Raw genomic sequence first — 16,769 nt, 5'->3', positions numbered from 1 at the left:
AGATTCTTTGAAGATCAGGCTGCCTGAGCGGCCACCCAGTTACGTGCGGCCGCAATAGCCTCATCTATTTTTGCTACATCCTTGCCGCCGGCCATGGCCAGGTCCGGCTTGCCGCCGCCCTTGCCGCCGACTACCGCCGCAGCGGCATTGACCAGGTCACCGGCCCGGTAGCTGCCGGTCAGGTCACGGGTAACCCCGGCGGCCAGTTGCACCTTGCCGTTCAGTTCGGCCGCCACCAGCACCAGCCCGGAACCCAGCTTGTTCTTGAGTTGATCGACGAGCTCGCGCATGGCTTTGGCATCGGCCACTTCCACGCGTGCGGCCACCAGCTTGACCTGACCGACCATCTCCGCCTGCGCGGCCAGATCACCCCCTGCCTGTGCGGCCAGTTTGCTCTGCAGCCGCTCGACTTCCTTTTCCAGTTCGCGCTGACGGCGCACCAGTGCCTCGGTTTTTTCCACCAACTGCTCGGGGCGTGCCTTGACCACCTGGCTCAGTTCATTGAGCTGATCACTGACCCGGTCCACCAGCGCCAGTGCACGCGGGCCAACCACGGCTTCGATACGGCGCACGCCAGCGGAAATACCCTGTTCGGACACCACCTTGAACAGGCCGATATCACCGGTACGGCGCACATGGGTACCACCACAGAGCTCTACCGAGAAATCATCCGTGCCCATGGTCAGCACGCGAACTTCATCATCATATTTCTCGCCAAACAGCGCTATGGCACCCTTGGCCTTGGCCTCTTCGATAGGCATGATTTCGGTCTGTACCGGCACATTGGTCAGAATCTGCTGGTTGACCAGCTCTTCAATGGCCCGAACCTGCGCCGGCGTGACAGCCTCGAAATGGGCAAAGTCGAAGCGCAACCGCTCGTCGGTCACCAAAGACCCCTTCTGCTGGACATGCTCACCCAGCACCTTGCGCAGCGCCGCATGCAGCAGGTGGGTCGCACTGTGGTGCAGGGCCGTCAGATGGCGCCGCTGACTGTCTACAAAGCTGCCGACCTGATCGCCCACCTGCAACCGGCCTTCACTGACAGTGCCGAAATGCAGATGTGCCCGCCCCTGCTTCTGACAGTCTTCGACATCGAACACTGTCAGGTCGCCGCGAATCTGACCGGTATCGCCCACCTGGCCGCCCGACTCCGCATAGAAGGCCGTTTCGTCCAGAATCACGATACCGGACTGGCCTGCGTCGAGTGCATCGACTGGTTTGCCGTCGATCAGGATCTTTTCCACGGTGCCGGATACGGAAAGCAGGTCATAGCCCGCAAAATGGGTTTCTGCATCCAGATCGGCCAGGGCAGACAGGTCCATGCCAAAGTTGCTGGCCTGACGCGCCTGCGCCCGCTGTTTTTCCATAGCCGTTTCGAAACCTTCGATATCCAGCTCGAGATCCCGTTCGCGGGCAATGTCCCCGGTCAGATCAACCGGGAAGCCATAGGTGTCATAGAGCGTGAAGATGGTCTGCCCCGGAATTACCTTGCCATCCAGGTCGGCAATGGCTTCTTCCAGCAGGCGCATGCCGTGGTCCAGCGTGCGGGCAAACTGTTCTTCTTCCTGCAGCAGCACCCGTTCGACCTGCGGCCGGGCCTGCGTCAGTTCCGGATAGGCTTCACCCATCTCTTCCACCAGCGGCTGGACCAACTGATGGAAGAAGGGGCCGCTGGCACCCAGCTTGTTGCCATGGCGCACGGCGCGGCGAATGATGCGGCGCAGCACATAGCCGCGGCCCTCGTTGGAGGGCAGGACGCCATCGGTAATCAGGAAGGCGCAGCTGCGGATATGGTCGGCGACCACGCGCAGCGACGGTGAATCCTGCTCGGCCGCTCCGGTAACACTGGCCACAGCGCGCATCAGGTTGCGGAACAGGTCAATCTCGTAGTTGGCGTGCACGCCCTGCAGAATGGCCGCCAGACGCTCCAGGCCCATGCCGGTATCAACGCTGGGGGCTGGCAATGGCTCCATGGTGCCGTCGGGCTGGCGGTTGTACTGCATGAAGACGACATTCCAGATTTCGATAAAGCGATCGCCGTCTTCTTCAGCTGTGCCCGGTGGACCACCCCAGATCTCCGGGCCATGATCATAGAAGACTTCGGTGCAGGGGCCGCAGGGGCCGGTGTCACCCATCTGCCAGAAATTGTCGGATGCGTAGCGCTCGCCCTTGTTGTCGCCGATGCGGATAATACGCTCGGCGGGCACACCGATGTCCTTGTGCCAGAGGTCAAAGGCGTCATCGTCTTCGGCATAGACGGTCACCAGCAATTTCTCGGCCGGCAGGCCCAGCTCTTCGGTCAGAAAGGACCAGGCAAAACGGATGGCGTCCTGCTTGAAGTAGTCACCGAAGCTGAAATTGCCCAGCATTTCGAAGAAGGTGTGATGGCGGGCGGTATAGCCCACATTTTCCAGGTCATTGTGCTTGCCACCCGCGCGCACACAGCGCTGGGAGGTGGTAGCCCGCTGATAATCCCGCTTTTCCTGACCCAGAAAGGTTTCCTTGAACTGGTTCATGCCTGCATTGGTGAACAGCAGGGTCGGGTCGTTGTGCGGCACCAGGCTGGAACTCGGCACTATTTCGTGCCCGTTGCGGGCAAAAAAATCCAGAAACCGTTGGCGAATTTCAGCGGTTTTCATTAACTCACACCATCTCTCGGGAAAAGTGCTGGCAATGGTACAATGCGGCCGGTTTTACAGCAATCGGTGACTGTCGCGGGAGGGGGCGTAGCGAGGGACGCAAGTCCCGACTGGAGGCCAGTGGAAGGTCCATCGCAAACCAGAAAGTTGCGCCCATGCCGCCTGATAGTGGGGTGCCGATCGGACCGTCGCCAGGCTCGGGTACATGCCCTGTGAGACACGCAAAAAACGGCATCCATGCCAGCTCGGTTGCGGCGAGTATCAGGCCCGTCCCTGGGCCTGACCCTGCGGGCTCGCTTCGCTCGTGCAAAATTGCTCCCGGCAATTTTGTCCCTGGCCGCAAACGGTCTCACAGGGCCTGCACCCGGCAGGCGACTCCAACCCCCTGCTGAAGCTCCACTCCGTAGCGAGGGACGCAAGTCCCGATAACGCGGCGCAAGTCCCAACTGGGGCTGGATATCCCGAAAAAGGGACGGCTGACGCCGCCATCGCGACTTGCGTCGCTCGCTACAGGTATCGGCTTGTGCCTCTTCATCGGGACTTGCGTCGCTCGCTACAGGTATCGGCTTGTGCCTCTTCATCGGGACTTGCGTCCCTCACTACAAGGGTTTTGGCGGCAGGGTTGGTGCAGCCGCCGGGAGTGGGTGCTGGGTGAGCAGACCGTCTGCGCACATGGATGTGCGCAGTCGAGCTGTCAGGGACGACGTTTTTTGCGTGTCTGCTCACCCAGCACCCCGACCACGGCGGCAAGGCCTCGATCAGGGCCATTCCGGGATGCACCCTAGCCTGGCAACGGACCTGGACCGCCCCTGTTACAGATGATCCCAGTCGAAGCCGCGCTGGGAGAGGAAGCGCGCCATGCGGGCCTTGTCCTGGAGGTCCTGCGGCTGCCGGCGGCCGTATTTCTTGTCGAGTGCGGCGTCGGCCAGTTCGCGCCAGTCATAGGCGGCCAGCAGACTGTCTGCGGTCGGGGCATCAATGCCGCGCTGCTGCAGTTCCCAGGCGATCTTGGCCGGGCCCTGCCCGCGACTGACCCGCAGCCGCACATAGGATTCGGCAAAGCGCAGGTCATTCTGCAGGCCTTCGTCGGCCAGTTGCTGCACCACCTCGGCCAGCGCTTCGGCCGTGGCCTCGCGATAGCGGCGGTGCAGGCGCTCCATCAACTCGCGCTGGCTGTATTCACGCCGCGCCAGCAGATCCATGGCATAGTGCCGGGGAGACTTGCCGCGCGGCGGAGCCTCCCTGGCGCCATGATCTTCGTCTGCCGCTGTGGGGTCGAACGGTTCCGACATGATCCGCCAGTACCTTATTTCTCAGCAGTTTTCTCGGCGGCTTTCTCGGCCGCCTTGTCAGCTTTCTTGTCGACCGCAGCTTCGGGTGCCTCCACGGCGTCCTTCGGCACTTCCGCATCACCCAGGTAATGCGTGCGGATCTGGGCTTCAATCTCCGCCGCCACGGCCGGATTCTCTTCCAGGTAGCGTGCCGCATTGGCCTTGCCCTGACCAATCTTGTCGCCCTTGTAGCTGTACCAGGCCCCGGCCTTGTCCACCAGACCCAGTTTGACGCCCAGATCAATCACCTCACCCATATGGTAGATGCCGCGATTGTAGAGAATCTGGAACTCGGCCTGCTTGAACGGCGGCGCTACCTTGTTCTTGACCACCTTGACGCGGGTCTCGCTGCCGACCACCTCGTCGCCTTCCTTGACGGTGCCGATACGACGGATATCCAGGCGTACCGAGGAATAGAATTTCAGCGCATTACCACCCGTAGTGGTTTCAGGGCTGCCGAACATGACGCCGATCTTCATCCGGATCTGGTTGATGAACACCACCAGGCAGTTGGCATTCTTGATGTTGCCGGTAATCTTGCGCAGTGCCTGCGACATCAGACGCGCCTGCAGACCCACGTGCTGATCGCCCATGTCACCTTCAATTTCGGCTCTGGGGGTCAGTGCAGCCACGGAGTCGATAATGACCACATCCACGGCATTGGAGCGCACCAGCATGTCGGCAATCTCCAGCGCCTGTTCACCGGTGTCGGGCTGGGAGACCAGCAGGTCATCCACATTGACGCCCAGCTTTTCGGCATAATTCGGATCCAGTGCGTGCTCGGCGTCGATGAACGCACAGGTGCCGCCATTCTTCTGCGCTTCGGCAACCACCTGCAGGGTCAGCGTGGTCTTGCCCGAAGATTCCGGCCCGTAGATTTCAACCACGCGACCCTTCGGCAGGCCACCGATGCCCAGGGCAATATCCAGCCCCAGTGAACCGGTGGAAATGGCTGGCATGCGCACACGTCCCTGATCACCCAGACGCATGACGGAGCCCTTGCCGAACTGACGTTCGATCTGGCCCAGAGCGGCTTCCAGTGCTTTGCTGCGATCTTCGGTGCTGCGATTCTCTGTCATGGTTCACCTGTAAATGCTGTATGAATAACCAGTATCATGCCACAGTGGTAGCGCTGTGCCAATGGTGGTGTTCAACTCTGTCTTTTGCGGGGCTGATCTGCAACTGTCTGCGCACTCAGTTTGCACCTGCCCGGCTCATTCCGGCAGCATGCCTTCCAGCGCCAGCGCCACGGTCTGGCGTCGTATGGTTTCCCGGTCCCCCGCCAGCAACACACGCTGGCTGCGCACCTGCTGCTGGTCGGCCCAGGCCAGCCAGACGGTGCCCACGGGTTTTTCGGCACTGCCGCCGTCGGGGCCGGCCACCCCGGTGACGGCCACGGCCAGATGGCTGCCCAGCGCTTCGCGGGCGCCTTGCGCCATGGCTTCGGCAACCAGCTGACTGACCGCCCCCTGCTCTACCAGCAGCATCTCCGACACCCGCAGCAGGCGTACCTTGGCGGCATTGCTGTAGGATACTATGCCCCCTGTATACCAGCGTGAACTGCCCGGCAGGTCAGTGCAGACCTTGCCGATCCAGCCACCGGTGCAGGACTCCGCAGTAGCCATGGTCAGGTTCTGGGCCTGCAACCGCTCCGCCAGTGCCTCAGCCCGTGCCTGCAGGCCCGGATCATCAAACGGTTTATTCATCCTTTCCCTCTGCTACCATATCGGCCGCTTGCACAGGATAACGGACAAAGGCATGACAACCAAAGAACATACGCCAATGATGCAGCAGTATCTGGGGATAAAGGCACAGCATCCCGATGATCTGCTGTTCTATCGCATGGGTGATTTCTATGAACTGTTCTTCGAAGATGCCCGGGAAGCCGCCCGCCTGCTGGACATTACCCTCACCGCCCGCGGCCAGAGCGGCGGCAAGCCCATTCCGATGGCCGGCATCCCCTACCATGCCTGCGAGGGCTATATTGCCCGTCTGGTGAGACTGGGTCGCTCCATCGCCATCTGCGAGCAGACCAGCGACCCGGCCGCCAGCAAGGGGCCGGTTGACCGTGAGGTGGTGCGCGTGATCACGCCCGGCACCCTGACCGACGAAGCCTTTCTGCCCGACGGCCAGGACAACCTGCTGGTGGCGGTTGCCGGCGGCGAGCCGCTGGGCCTGTCCTGGCTGGAGCTGAGCACCGGCCACTATGGTGTGCTGGAGCTGGCCAACGAGTCCAGCCTGCAGGCTGAGCTGCAGCGCCTGCGCCCGGCCGAAATTCTGGTTGACGAGCAGGCCGAGTGGGCCACGCAGTTGAGCGAGTTTGGCGCGGTCAGAACCCGGCCACCCTGGCATTTCGACCACGACACCTGCCGCCGCCTGCTGCAGGAACACTTCGGCACGCGCGACCTCAAGGGCTTCGGCATTGACGAGATGCCCAGCGCCATCAATGCCGCCGGGGCCCTGCTCGAGTATGCCCGTGACACCCAGCGTTCCGATCTGCGCCACCTGCGTCGCATCACCACCGAACTGCCGGATGATGCCATCGCGCTGGATGCAGCCTCGCGGCGCAACCTGGAACTCGACATCAACCTGCACGGCGGCGAGGACTTCACCCTCAACGCCGTGCTCAATGACACCACCACCCCCATGGGGCGGCGTCTGCTGCGGCGCTGGCTCAACCGGCCGCTGCGCGATCAGGCCCTGCTCAACGAGCGGCTCAATTTCAACGACGCGCTGCGAGCCGAACTGGCTGCCGATGAACTGTACGATCAACTGCGCCCGGTGGGTGATCTGGAGCGCATCCTGGGTCGGGTATCACTGCGCTCGGCCCGCCCACGGGATCTCACCCGGCTGCGCGAGACGCTGCACCAGATACCGGAAATCCGCTCCACACTGGCAGGGCTGGACCGTGCCCTGGCGCGTCATCTGCATGAGCAGATGCAGCCCTTCCCCGACCTGTGCGCTGAGCTCGACCGGGCGCTGGAGGAGAACCCGCCGGTGGTCCTGCGCGACGGCGGCGTGATACGGGAAGGCTACAATGCCGAACTTGATGAGCTGCGCGCCCTCAGCCAGGGCGCCGGTGATCTGCTCACCCAGGTTGAAGCCCGCGAACGCGAGCAGACCGGCCTGTCCACGCTCAAGGTGGGTTACAACCGCGTACACGGCTTCTATATCGAGGTCAGCAAGGCCCAGTCCGACGGCGTGCCGGCGCACTATATTCGCCGGCAGACCCTGAAGAATGCCGAGCGCTATATCATCGACGAGCTGAAGGAATACGAGGATCGGGTGCTGAGCAGCAAGAGCCGTGCTCTGGCCATGGAAAAGCGCCTCTACGAGGATCTGCTGGACCAGCTCAACGCCGAGCTCAGTGGCCTGCAGCAGACCGCTTCGGCCCTGGCCGAGACCGATGTGCTGTGCTGCCTGACCCGGCAGGCGGACCATTTCGACTGGACACGGCCGCAACTGAGCCCGGAGCCCGTGCTCGACATCCGCTCCGGTCGCCACCCGGTGGTGGAGTCGGTCAGCGAGCACCCCTTTGTGCCCAATGATCTGACGCTGAATGACGACCAGCGCATGTGGGTGGTCACCGGCCCCAACATGGGGGGTAAATCCACCTTCATGCGCCAGAATGCGCTGATTGCCATCCTGGCGCATATCGGCAGCTTCGTGCCTGCCGCCGAGGCCGTGGTGGGCGATCTGGATCGCATCTTTACCCGCATGGGCAGCAGTGACGACATTGCCGGCGGCCGCTCCACCTTCATGGTGGAAATGACGGAAACCGCCAATATCCTCAACAATTCGACCCGCCACAGCCTGGTACTGATGGATGAGGTGGGGCGCGGTACCTCCACCTTTGACGGCCTGTCCATCGCCTGGGCCGCCGCCGAACACATTGCGCGGCAGAACCAGGCCCTGTGCCTGTTCGCCACCCACTATTTCGAGCTGACTGCACTGGCGGATCGTGAAGTCGGCGTGGGCAACCTGCATCTGAATGCCACCGAGCACGAGGACCATATCGTCTTTCTGCACCAGGTGCTGGCAGGGCCGGCCAGTCAGAGCTATGGTATTCAGGTGGCCCAGTTGGCCGGCGTGCCGGCCAGTGTGCTGGCCGAGGCCCGGCAGAAGCTGCAGGGCCTGGAAGAGCAGTCGATCAAGGGCAACCAGGCGGCACCGTCGCCCGGGAAAGCCGGCGGGCCGCAACAGGGCGACCTCTTCGTGGCCGCGCCCAGCCCGGTCGAGGTGGCGCTGAAAAAACTGGCACTGGATGACATGACACCCCGCGAAGCACAGCAGTGGTTGTATGAGTGGCAGTCGCGCCTGTGACCGGCCGTGGCTAAGCTCATAACAAAATATTCTGAGCTTCGGGCCACCGGAGCATGCATGGCACCTTGTCTGGCCGCGCCGTGATCCCTAGAATACCCGCCGGACAGTTGTCGGCGTTTTACCGACAACGCTCAGGCATCAAGACACCTCAGGAGACAGCTACATGGCGTTTGTAGTTCTGGACAACTGCATCAAGTGCAAATACACGGACTGCGTGGAAGTCTGCCCCGTGGATTGCTTCTACGAAGGCCCCAACTTTCTGGTCATTCATCCGGATGAATGTATCGACTGTGCGCTGTGTGAGCCTGAGTGTCCCGCCGAGGCCATTCTGTCGGAAGACGAGGTGCCGGATGATCAGCAGCAGTTCATCGAGCTGAATGCGGAGCTGGCCGAGGTATGGCCCAATATTACCGAGAAGAAGGACCCGGCCCCCGATGCCGAGGACTGGAACGGCGTGCCGAACAAGATTGAAAAGCTGGAGCGCTGACCGACACTCACGGGTGCCCGCACGCTGCCGGCATTGATGCGCTGGCAGCAGGGGCGCGCACGCGCCCCTTGTTGAAGACCGTTATTCGCTGAACACAGAGGTCGCTGACAGACCCTGCTTCTCCATGATGTCGCGCAGCCGACGCAGGGCTTCCACCTGAATCTGCCGCACGCGCTCCCGGGTCAGGCCTATCTCGTAGCCGACCTCTTCCAGGGTATTGGTTTCATAGCCCCGCAGGCCGAAACGGCGCACCACGACCTCGCGCTGTTTTTCCGACAGTTCACCCAGCCAGAAATCGATACTGGACTTGAGATCATCATCCTGCAGCCGCGCCTCCGGGTCGGACCTGGCATGCTCGTCGGCAATGGTTTCCAGCACCGTGCGGTCAGAGCCCGACCCCAGCGGTACGTCGACGGAGGTCACCCGTTCGTTCAGGCCCAGCATCTTCTTGACGTCAGCCACCGGTCTGTCCAGCAGCTCGGCAATTTCTTCCGCCGAGGGCTCGTGATCCAGCTTCTGGGTCAGTTCGCGTGCCGCGCGCAGATAGACATTGAGTTCCTTGACCACATGGATGGGCAGCCGAATAGTGCGGGTGCTGTTCATGATGGCCCGCTCGATGGTCTGCCGAATCCACCAGGTGGCATAGGTCGAGAAACGGAAACCGCGCTCCGGGTCGAACTTCTCCACCGCCCGAATCAGGCCCAGATTGCCCTCTTCGATCAGGTCCAGCAGCGGCAGCCCGCGATTGATATAACGCCGGGCAATCTTGACCACCAGGCGCAGATTGCTTTCAATCATGCGCTTGCGCCCCGACTCATCGCCACTCTGCGCCAGGCGGGAGTAGTACTTCTCCTCGTCCGCGGTCAACAGCGGCGAGAAGCCGATTTCGTTCAGGTACAGTTGGGTGGCATCCAGCGTTTTCTGATAGTCCGTCGAAACGGTTTCGATCTCTTTCTCTGCAACCTCTTCCGGCTCGGCAGCGGCCTCATCGAGGCTCAGTTCAACAGACTCCTCGTTGAGATCGAAGACGGCTGTTTCGGCAGCCGGCGGACGCAGCGGATTGCGCTGCTCAATTTGATGCTTGGCGTCGTGACGTGCAATGGCCATGTTTCACCCTCCCGTTTTGTCTGATCACTGCGGCCATTCGAGCCGACTCGACAACGTCGGTTCTGGCGCAGCAATCCCTGATCGGCGGCACATTGGACAGGAATCCTGTCTCAACGCGGAGGCAGGAACCCTAATGGGTCTACGGGCTTGCCTTCCTGGCGGATTTCAAAATGCAGCAAAGGGGTGTTGCCCCGGTTGCCGACTTCTGCAATCACATCGCCCTGCCTGACCTCCTGCTGTTCGTCCACGTTGATCACCCGGGTATGTGCATAGGCACTGAGCATTCGGCCCGGATGTTCCAGAATGATCAGGTTGCCGTAACCACGCAACCCATCTCCTGCGTAAACGACTCTGCCATCAGCGGCCGCACGGACAGACTCACCCAAGGGCGCATCGATATCAATACCTTTAGAGCCTGACGCTCCATCAGAGAACGTTCGAACTATATTGCCGTCCACAGGCCAGGCCCAGGACCCGACAGCGTCCGGATCAGCGCGCGGTGATGCAATAGGAGCGGCAGTAATTTGACGTTGCTCCGAGGCGCCTTCGCGCGCCGACTGGCGGCTCTCTGCCGAGCCGGAGCGGGAAGAACCGGTGGACGCTGCCGTCGAGGCCTGCAGGTTGATCTCCTGCCCCGGGACTATGGTGTAGGGCGGGGGTATGTCGTTGGCGTTCGCCACCTCGCGGAAATCAAGCGAATAGCGGAAGGCGATGGAATACAGGGTGTCACCGGATTGCACCCGATAAGTTTCCGGTGCTTCTTCCTGCGAGCGTGGCGCCGGGGGCGCGTCTCTTCTGCTCTGCTCGCGGGCCTGCGGCTCTGCCAGGGCGGTGCGTGTTGAACCGGAGCTGCTGCTCTGCTGCCGCTGACTGGAGCCATCGGCAGGCAGGTTCTCCAGAGCCACCCAATCCGCATGATTGGTGCAGCCGATCAGCAACAGCAGACACAACAGTCCGACTACGGTCGACCAGGGACCGCATCCGGGGGCTGCTTGCCAATACTTTGACTGCTCCTGCTTCATTCCGGCAGCTTCACTCCGTGGCCAGATTGTTATCGTTTGTAATCCGAACTGTTAAGAAAGTTGTCCGATAGAACCAAAGAATCTAAGGAGCCTCCGAGTACCCGCTTGCCGTGTTGCCACCTACCCGCCGCCGGTGCCACCAGCCGATCAGCAGGTACAGGCCGGCTCCGGCAGCACAGGCGAGCAACCCAGCGAGCAGGTCCGTTCCGGAGTCCGGCCAGCGCACCTGCAGCGCCGCGGCCGCCGGTTCATATTGCCAGGGCCACAGCCGGGGCAAAGCCCCCACTACAATACCACTCATTCCCGCCAACGCCAGATTACTGTAATTCTGCATAATCCAGTGTAACAGACGCGAAAATACCAGCACGCCGGTCAGGCAACCACTGGCAAACAGCGCCAGCAGCACCCAGTCCGCTTCGCGCACGGCTTCCACTGCCGGTGCATAGAGGCCCAGCAGCAGCAGCAGCAGGGTGCCGGAAATGCCGGGCAGTATCATGGCAGTAATGGCTATCATGCCACCGAAGAACATCCACAGCGGCGTGGCTTCCACCGCTATGCCGCCGGCAATCACCGTGGTCATGGCGACCGCCGCTCCGGCCAGGGCGGCCAGCAGCGCGTTGCCGTGCCAACTCACGCGGCGGCAGATTCCACCCAGCGCCAGCAGCAGAATACCGAGGAAGATGCCCCAGAGTACCACCGGTGCCTCCTCCAGCATCCAGGTCACCAGGTGGCTCATCAGGGCAATGGAAGTCAGAATGCCGGCCAGCAGGGTGGCCAGGAAATTGCCATCGATACGGCGCCAGGCCTCGGCAACCCGGCCCCGCGCCAGCAACGGCAGCAGCGACAACCGAAACGAGGCCAGGGCGGCGATCAGCCGGGCGTAGATACCCATGATCAGGGCCAGGGTGCCGCCGGAGATGCCCGGCACCATGTCGGCAATGCCCATGGCCAGCCCGCGGGCATACCAGCCCGATACCTCCGTCATTGTGCGCTGACGTTTGCTCACAGTCATCGGCGACTCCCGGCATCCGACACCTGGATGTCATCCGTGCGTCGGGTGCCATTGACCAGGGGCACAAAGCAGACCGCTTCGACATCTTCCCGAGTCCATTCACTGCCCTGCCGGATGATGCGCAACAGCCGCTGATCGCCATCCGGGCCTACCGGCAGTATCAGCACGCCGCCCTCCGGGTCGAGCTGTTCCAGCAGTGCTTCCGGCACGGTTGCCGGCGCTGCGGTACAGAGAATACCCTGATAGGGTGCATGCTCGGCCAGGCCCCAGTGGCCATCACTGAGATGGAACTGTATGCCGTACAGCGACTGCTCGCGGCAGCGCCGCCGGGCCTTCTGCTGCAGCCCCTGAATGCGCTCCACCGTATGCAGTTCACGCGTCAGATGGGCCAGCACGCTGGTCTGGTAACCCGAGCCGGTGCCGATTTCCAGCACGCGCCCCAGTTTCGCCGGCCGCCTGACCCGTTCCAGTTCGGCTTCATCCAGCACCGCCTCACGCAGCAAACTGGTCATGCGTGCCACGGTATAGCTGTTGGACAGGGTCTGGCCATAGCCGATCGGCAGCGAGACATCGTCATAGGTCCGATGGGCCAGAGCTTCATCCACAAACCAGTGGCGCGGCACGCGAAACAGCACGTCCAGCACCGCCGCATCATGAATGCCGCGCTCGCGCAGACGCTCGACCATGCGCCGCCGGGTGCGTTCAGAGGTCATTCCGATGCCCTGCGGGGTCAGGGTGGGGCCAGTCTCAGGGGCGCTCATGCTGTTCTCTGTCCTGTACTGCTTTCTGTTTGTTGTTCGGGTTGTAGCGGTGCTGCGCTGTCCACCCTGCAGAGGGCGTGCACGACAGCAGTGGCGAAACTGCCCGGGGGCAGGCTGAAGGCCAGATGCCAGTCTCCGTCTTCCTGCCAGGCTGCAAGCTCGGCCGGCACGACACGACAGGCCCGCCGCGCACATTCTACGCGCCGTTCTACCAGTTGGTCTATCCACACCGACCAGGACGCCAGCAGAGCCTGCTCGGCCGGGGTTGGTGCCAGTCGCTGGTCGCGTACCAGCCCCGGCAGCCAGGCGGTCGGACTCAGCTCGCCGACTGCCAGCAGTTCATGCAGCCGCGCGTCCGGCTCGGTCAGCAGAAAGCCTGCGGCCGAACCGTGCCAGGCCACCCAGTCACCCGGTGCGGCCTGGCTCCAGGTGCTGGTTGCAACCCGCTCGGCCAACTGATTATTGAACAGGTGGCTGCGGGCGGCAGAGATCATGAAGCCACGCTGTTCGCGATCCTCCGGCCACTGCAGTCGGGTTGCCGCAGGCTGAAAGGACTGACCGAAGCGCTGGGCTCCGAAGTAGTTGGGCACACCGCTGCTGCGTATCTGCTGCAGACGCGCCTGCAGCAGTTCCGGCTCCGGGTCCCAGTGGCGCAGGCGCAACTGAAAACGGTTGCCGGTGTGCCAGCCCCGGCGCAGCTTGCGGGCCGACCAGGCAGCGTCCAGCACCTGAAAGCCCTCCCCCTGCGGCCAGGTCGGGTCAGGGTCGGCTGCCGCCAGCCCCGGCAGATGCACACTGAACCACTGACGGGTTACGGCGTGACGATCCTTGCGCCCGGCAAAACTGACCGCCCGCGCCCGCACCTTGAACCAGGCGGCCAGCTGACGCGCCACCCAGCCGGTATTGGCGGCGGTTTTCTCGACCAACAGCCAGAGATGTTCCTGCTGCCCGCGCTCCGCAGAGGGCGGCGGCGTCAGCAATTCGGTTACCACGAAGTCGGCCGGCTCCTGCCGCAGCACGGCGCTGCCCAGAGGCGGGCCCAGGGCCCGCGGCAGGGCGTTGAAGGTCTCGGCAGCGTTCACTCCCGACCTGCCAGCAGCACCACAGCATGTGTGGCGATGCCTTCCCGACGGCCGACAAAGCCCAGTTTCTCGGTGGTGGTGGCCTTGACGTTGACCTGGTGGCGCTGCGCGCCCAGCACCTGAGCGATATGTTCAGCCATGGGTCCCTTGTAGCCCTGCAGGCGCGGGGTCTGGGCCACGATGGTGACATCCAGGTTGCCCAGGCCATACCCGCTTGCGGTCGCCTGCGACCAGACCTGACGCAGCAGTTCGGTGCTGTCGGCGCCGGCCCAGCGGGCGTCGGTATCGGGAAAATGCGTGCCGATATCACCCAGTGCCAGTGCGCCGAGGATGGCATCGCAAATCGCATGCAGCACCACGTCACCGTCCGAATGGGCCAGCAGCGGATAGTCCACCGGCACATCGAGGCCACCCAGTTTCTGGGTGGCCGGCCCGGGGTCGGTTGCAAAGCGGTGCACGTCGTAGCCGTGTCCGATACGCAGATCAGTCATGCTGGCTCAGTATCCATTCGATCAGAGGGAAGTCTTCCGGTTCGGTCAGCTTGGTATTATGCCAGTGGCCACGGATCAGTTGCACGGGTTCGCCGACGGCCTGCATCGCAGAGGCCTCGTCGGTAACCGGCAAGCCCTGTTCAGCGGCCTCTTTCAGTGCTCGCAACAGCTGATCGGCGCGAAAACACTGCGGCGTCTGAGCCAGCCAGATGCTGTCGCGGGGCAGCGTCTCCAGGACCATAGCCCCGGCATCCGCTGTCTTGATGGTATCCCGGGCCGGCAGCGCCAGAATGGCCCCCAGATCATGCGCCGCACAATAATCCATCAGGGTGACCACGTCCGCCACCCGCACCCCGGGTCGGGCCGCATCATGCACCAGGGCCCAGCAATCAGGGCCCTGCTCGGCCACCAGCCAATACAGGCCGGCCATGACGGAGTCGGCCCGCTCGGCGCCTCCGCGCACGGCCACCACCGGCACGGCAAGTTGCGACCAGTCACCGGCGTCGGCCAAATCAGCCACCACCAGCACGATACCGGCCAGGCCGGGCACGGCGGCCAGACGCTGCAGGGTATGCGCCAGCACCGACTGCTCCCCGATACGCACGAACTGCTTGGGCTGATCGGCGCCAAACCTGCGTCCGGTCCCGGCGGCGGGCACCACGGCCCAGAACGGGCTGTTATCTGCAGGCAGGGTCATGGTGCACGCTACTCCTGAATAAACAGAAACAGGGTTTCGTCTTCATGGGTCAGGCCCAGACGCTCCCGAATCTGTTCTTCCATGGCATCGGGGTTGTCCGTATCGCGCAGCGCTTCCACCTGCGCCCGCAGGCGCGCATTGATTTGCCGCTGAATACGGATTTCAGACTGCAGTGACTGCACCTCGGCCTGCAGTTGCCGAATTTCGGTCAGGCTGTTGTAGCCAAACCAGAGGCGGCCCTGAAAATAGACGAAGATGAGAACAAGAGCGACTAACAGCGCTTTTTTCATGCAAAAACCTGTGCGAACCGGAGCTGTTGGCCGAAAGCGCACAGAATAATGGTTGTGGGGGGATTTGGCCAGTTGCAAGGCGCCGGCCAATGCCGCAGCGGACCCCGACTGCGCCTGACCGGTGTCAGGCGCAGGGTCCGCGCGCAGGGATTGAAGGTCAGCCCTGGCCCTTGATTTCTTTCAGACCGTTGTAGACCGCCTTGGTGCCGAGATGCTCTTCGATGCGCAGCAGGCGGTTGTACTTGGCCACCCGGTCGGAGCGACACAGAGAGCCGGTCTTGATCTGGCCGGCGGCAGTGCCCACAGCCAGGTCGGCAATGGTGGTATCTTCGGTTTCCCCGGAGCGGTGCGAGATGACGGCGGTATAGCCGGCATCCTTGGCCATCCTGATGGCTTCCAGCGTTTCGGTCAGGGAACCGATCTGGTTGAACTTGATCAGGATGGAGTTGCCGATACCCTTGTCGATCCCCTCCTTGAAGATTTTGGTGTTGGTCACGAACAGGTCGTCACCGACCAGCTGGATCTTGTCGCCCAGCAGTTCGGTCTGCACTTTCCAACCGTCCCAGTCGCTTTCGTCCAGGCCGTCTTCAATGGAGACGATCGGGTACTTGTCGCACAGCTCACCGAGAAACTCGGAGAAGCCTTTGGAGTCATAGACCTTGCCTTCGCCGGCCAGGTCGTACTTGCCGTTCTTGTAGAACTCGGAAGCCGCGCAGTCCAGCGCCAGGGTGACATTCTCGCCCAGCTTGTAACCGGCCTTGGCCACGGCGTCACCAATGATCTGCAGCGCCGCCTCGTTGGATTCCAGATTCGGGGCAAAACCGCCTTCATCACCGACCGCAGTACTCAGGCCCTTGCCACCCAGCTCCTTTTTCAGCGCGTGGAAGATTTCGGCACCGCAGCGCAGCGCTTCCTTGAACGAAGAGAAGCCGACCGGCTGTACCATGAACTCCTGGATGTCGACATTGTTGTCGGCATGCTCACCGCCATTGATGATGTTCATCATGGGGACCGGCATGGAGTACTGACCCGGGGTGCCGTTGATGTCGGCGATGTATTCGTACAGCTCAAGGCCCTTTTCGGTGGCCATGGCCTTGGCGGTGGCCAGGGAAACGGCCAGAATGGCGTTCGCGCCCAGGTCGGACTTGTTCTCGGTACCGTCCAGATCCAGCATGACCCGGTCGATGGCGCGCTGATCGGAAGCGTCTTTGCCGACCAGGGCGGTGCGGATACGGCTGTTGATGTTTTCAACCGCCTTGGTTACACCCTTGCCCAGATACCGGGACTTGTCACCATCCCGCAGTTCCAGCGCTTCACGGGAACCCGTGGAGGCGCCGGACGGCGCACAGGCGGTTCCGACCGCACCGGACTTCAGATAGACGTCGGCTTCGACGGTGGGGTTGCCCCGGCTGTCCAGAACTTCCCTTGCTTTGATATCTGCGATAGTGGTCATTCGACACTCTCCGGTTGTGTTTGGTTCAGTCGGGCCTGACTGTCAGCCAGCACCCGCGGATTTCTGGTGTGTAA

At 62.6% G+C, this 16,769-nt stretch carries 15 protein-coding genes; 2 read left to right on the top strand and 13 right to left on the bottom strand.

Features of this window, described 5'->3' with window-relative positions; genetic code table 11:
- Positions 1-14 precede the first annotated feature (14 nt).
- From alaS to E4656_RS01605, 4 genes are all read right to left on the bottom strand, one after another.
- Positions 15-2,639 (bottom strand): alanine--tRNA ligase, encoded by a 2,625-nt coding sequence (alaS, locus tag E4656_RS01620; protein WP_135480590.1) that lies wholly within the window; start codon positions 2,637-2,639, stop codon positions 15-17.
- An 812-nt stretch (positions 2,640-3,451) separates the two neighbouring features.
- On the bottom strand, positions 3,452-3,931 hold the full coding sequence (locus E4656_RS01615; RefSeq protein ID WP_135480588.1) for a regulatory protein RecX: 480 nt from the start codon (positions 3,929-3,931) through the stop codon (positions 3,452-3,454).
- Between the two features lie 14 nt (positions 3,932-3,945).
- Entirely contained in the window at positions 3,946-5,049 is a 1,104-nt protein-coding gene (gene recA / locus E4656_RS01610) for a recombinase RecA (protein ID WP_135480586.1), read from the bottom strand.
- Between the two features lie 135 nt (positions 5,050-5,184).
- A complete protein-coding gene (locus E4656_RS01605) occupies positions 5,185-5,676 on the bottom strand; it encodes a CinA family protein (protein WP_135480584.1) in 492 nt (163 codons plus the stop codon).
- A gap of 52 nt (positions 5,677-5,728) precedes the next feature.
- On the opposite strand from E4656_RS01605, the gene mutS reads away from it, so the two are divergent.
- Positions 5,729-8,293 carry a DNA mismatch repair protein MutS gene (mutS, locus tag E4656_RS01600; RefSeq protein ID WP_135480583.1) on the top strand — a complete coding sequence of 855 codons (2,565 nt, stop codon included), beginning with the start codon at positions 5,729-5,731 and terminating at the stop codon, positions 8,291-8,293.
- 163 nt (positions 8,294-8,456) lie between these two features.
- Positions 8,457-8,780, top strand: coding sequence for a ferredoxin FdxA (fdxA, locus tag E4656_RS01595; RefSeq protein ID WP_135480581.1), 324 nt, complete (start codon positions 8,457-8,459; stop codon positions 8,778-8,780).
- Between the two features lie 81 nt (positions 8,781-8,861).
- Here fdxA and rpoS read toward each other — a convergent pair whose 3' ends face one another.
- From rpoS to eno, 9 genes are all read right to left on the bottom strand, one after another.
- A complete protein-coding gene (gene rpoS, locus E4656_RS01590) occupies positions 8,862-9,887 on the bottom strand; it encodes an RNA polymerase sigma factor RpoS (protein WP_135480579.1) in 1,026 nt (341 codons plus the stop codon).
- Between the two features lie 110 nt (positions 9,888-9,997).
- The gene (locus tag E4656_RS01585) at positions 9,998-10,909 is read right to left on the bottom strand and encodes a peptidoglycan DD-metalloendopeptidase family protein (RefSeq protein ID WP_135480577.1); all 912 of its coding nucleotides are present in this window, start codon (positions 10,907-10,909) and stop codon (positions 9,998-10,000) included.
- Between the two features lie 82 nt (positions 10,910-10,991).
- On the bottom strand, positions 10,992-11,921 hold the full coding sequence (locus tag E4656_RS01580) for a DUF368 domain-containing protein (protein ID WP_135480575.1): 930 nt from the start codon (positions 11,919-11,921) through the stop codon (positions 10,992-10,994).
- A complete protein-coding gene (locus E4656_RS01575; RefSeq protein ID WP_135480573.1) occupies positions 11,918-12,682 on the bottom strand; it encodes a protein-L-isoaspartate(D-aspartate) O-methyltransferase in 765 nt (254 codons plus the stop codon). Before E4656_RS01575 ends, E4656_RS01580 begins: the two co-directional genes overlap by 4 nt.
- Positions 12,679-13,764: a tRNA pseudouridine(13) synthase TruD gene (gene truD, locus E4656_RS01570; RefSeq protein ID WP_135480571.1), complete on the bottom strand. Its 1,086-nt coding sequence runs from the start codon at positions 13,762-13,764 to the stop codon at positions 12,679-12,681. The genes E4656_RS01575 and truD overlap by 4 nt, the downstream gene beginning before the upstream one ends.
- Positions 13,761-14,255 (bottom strand): 2-C-methyl-D-erythritol 2,4-cyclodiphosphate synthase, encoded by a 495-nt coding sequence (gene ispF / locus E4656_RS01565; RefSeq protein WP_135480568.1) that lies wholly within the window; start codon positions 14,253-14,255, stop codon positions 13,761-13,763. The genes truD and ispF overlap by 4 nt, the downstream gene beginning before the upstream one ends.
- Entirely contained in the window at positions 14,248-14,952 is a 705-nt protein-coding gene (ispD, locus tag E4656_RS01560; protein ID WP_135480566.1) for a 2-C-methyl-D-erythritol 4-phosphate cytidylyltransferase, read from the bottom strand. Before ispD ends, ispF begins: the two co-directional genes overlap by 8 nt.
- A gap of 8 nt (positions 14,953-14,960) precedes the next feature.
- Entirely contained in the window at positions 14,961-15,242 is a 282-nt protein-coding gene (locus E4656_RS01555; protein WP_135480564.1) for an FtsB family cell division protein, read from the bottom strand.
- A gap of 157 nt (positions 15,243-15,399) precedes the next feature.
- The gene (gene eno / locus E4656_RS01550) at positions 15,400-16,695 is read right to left on the bottom strand and encodes a phosphopyruvate hydratase (protein ID WP_135480562.1); all 1,296 of its coding nucleotides are present in this window, start codon (positions 16,693-16,695) and stop codon (positions 15,400-15,402) included.
- Positions 16,696-16,769: the final 74 nt, after the last annotated feature.

Origin of the sequence: Natronospirillum operosum (assembly GCF_004768465.1) — a bacterium.
GTDB lineage: Bacteria > Pseudomonadota > Gammaproteobacteria > Pseudomonadales > Natronospirillaceae > Natronospirillum > Natronospirillum operosum.
This window is presented reverse-complemented; position numbering and strand designations above follow the sequence as displayed.

What these genes read in the sequence shown, in the direction of transcription:
- alaS (WP_135480590.1), bottom strand. Translation starts at nt 2,639, where the DNA reads ATGAAAACCGCTGAAATTCGCCAACGGTTTCTGGATTTTTTTGCCCGC.
- E4656_RS01615 (WP_135480588.1), bottom strand. Translation starts at nt 3,931, where the DNA reads ATGTCGGAACCGTTCGACCCCACAGCGGCAGACGAAGATCATGGCGCC.
- recA (WP_135480586.1), bottom strand. Translation starts at nt 5,049, where the DNA reads ATGACAGAGAATCGCAGCACCGAAGATCGCAGCAAAGCACTGGAAGCC.
- E4656_RS01605 (WP_135480584.1), bottom strand. Translation starts at nt 5,676, where the DNA reads ATGAATAAACCGTTTGATGATCCGGGCCTGCAGGCACGGGCTGAGGCA.
- mutS (WP_135480583.1), top strand. Translation starts at nt 5,729, where the DNA reads ATGACAACCAAAGAACATACGCCAATGATGCAGCAGTATCTGGGGATA.
- fdxA (WP_135480581.1), top strand. Translation starts at nt 8,457, where the DNA reads ATGGCGTTTGTAGTTCTGGACAACTGCATCAAGTGCAAATACACGGAC.
- rpoS (WP_135480579.1), bottom strand. Translation starts at nt 9,887, where the DNA reads ATGGCCATTGCACGTCACGACGCCAAGCATCAAATTGAGCAGCGCAAT.
- E4656_RS01585 (WP_135480577.1), bottom strand. Translation starts at nt 10,909, where the DNA reads ATGAAGCAGGAGCAGTCAAAGTATTGGCAAGCAGCCCCCGGATGCGGT.
- E4656_RS01580 (WP_135480575.1), bottom strand. Translation starts at nt 11,921, where the DNA reads ATGACTGTGAGCAAACGTCAGCGCACAATGACGGAGGTATCGGGCTGG.
- E4656_RS01575 (WP_135480573.1), bottom strand. Translation starts at nt 12,682, where the DNA reads ATGAGCGCCCCTGAGACTGGCCCCACCCTGACCCCGCAGGGCATCGGA.
- ispF (WP_135480568.1), bottom strand. Translation starts at nt 14,255, where the DNA reads ATGACTGATCTGCGTATCGGACACGGCTACGACGTGCACCGCTTTGCA.
- ispD (WP_135480566.1), bottom strand. Translation starts at nt 14,952, where the DNA reads ATGACCCTGCCTGCAGATAACAGCCCGTTCTGGGCCGTGGTGCCCGCC.
- E4656_RS01555 (WP_135480564.1), bottom strand. Translation starts at nt 15,242, where the DNA reads ATGAAAAAAGCGCTGTTAGTCGCTCTTGTTCTCATCTTCGTCTATTTT.
- eno (WP_135480562.1), bottom strand. Translation starts at nt 16,695, where the DNA reads ATGACCACTATCGCAGATATCAAAGCAAGGGAAGTTCTGGACAGCCGG.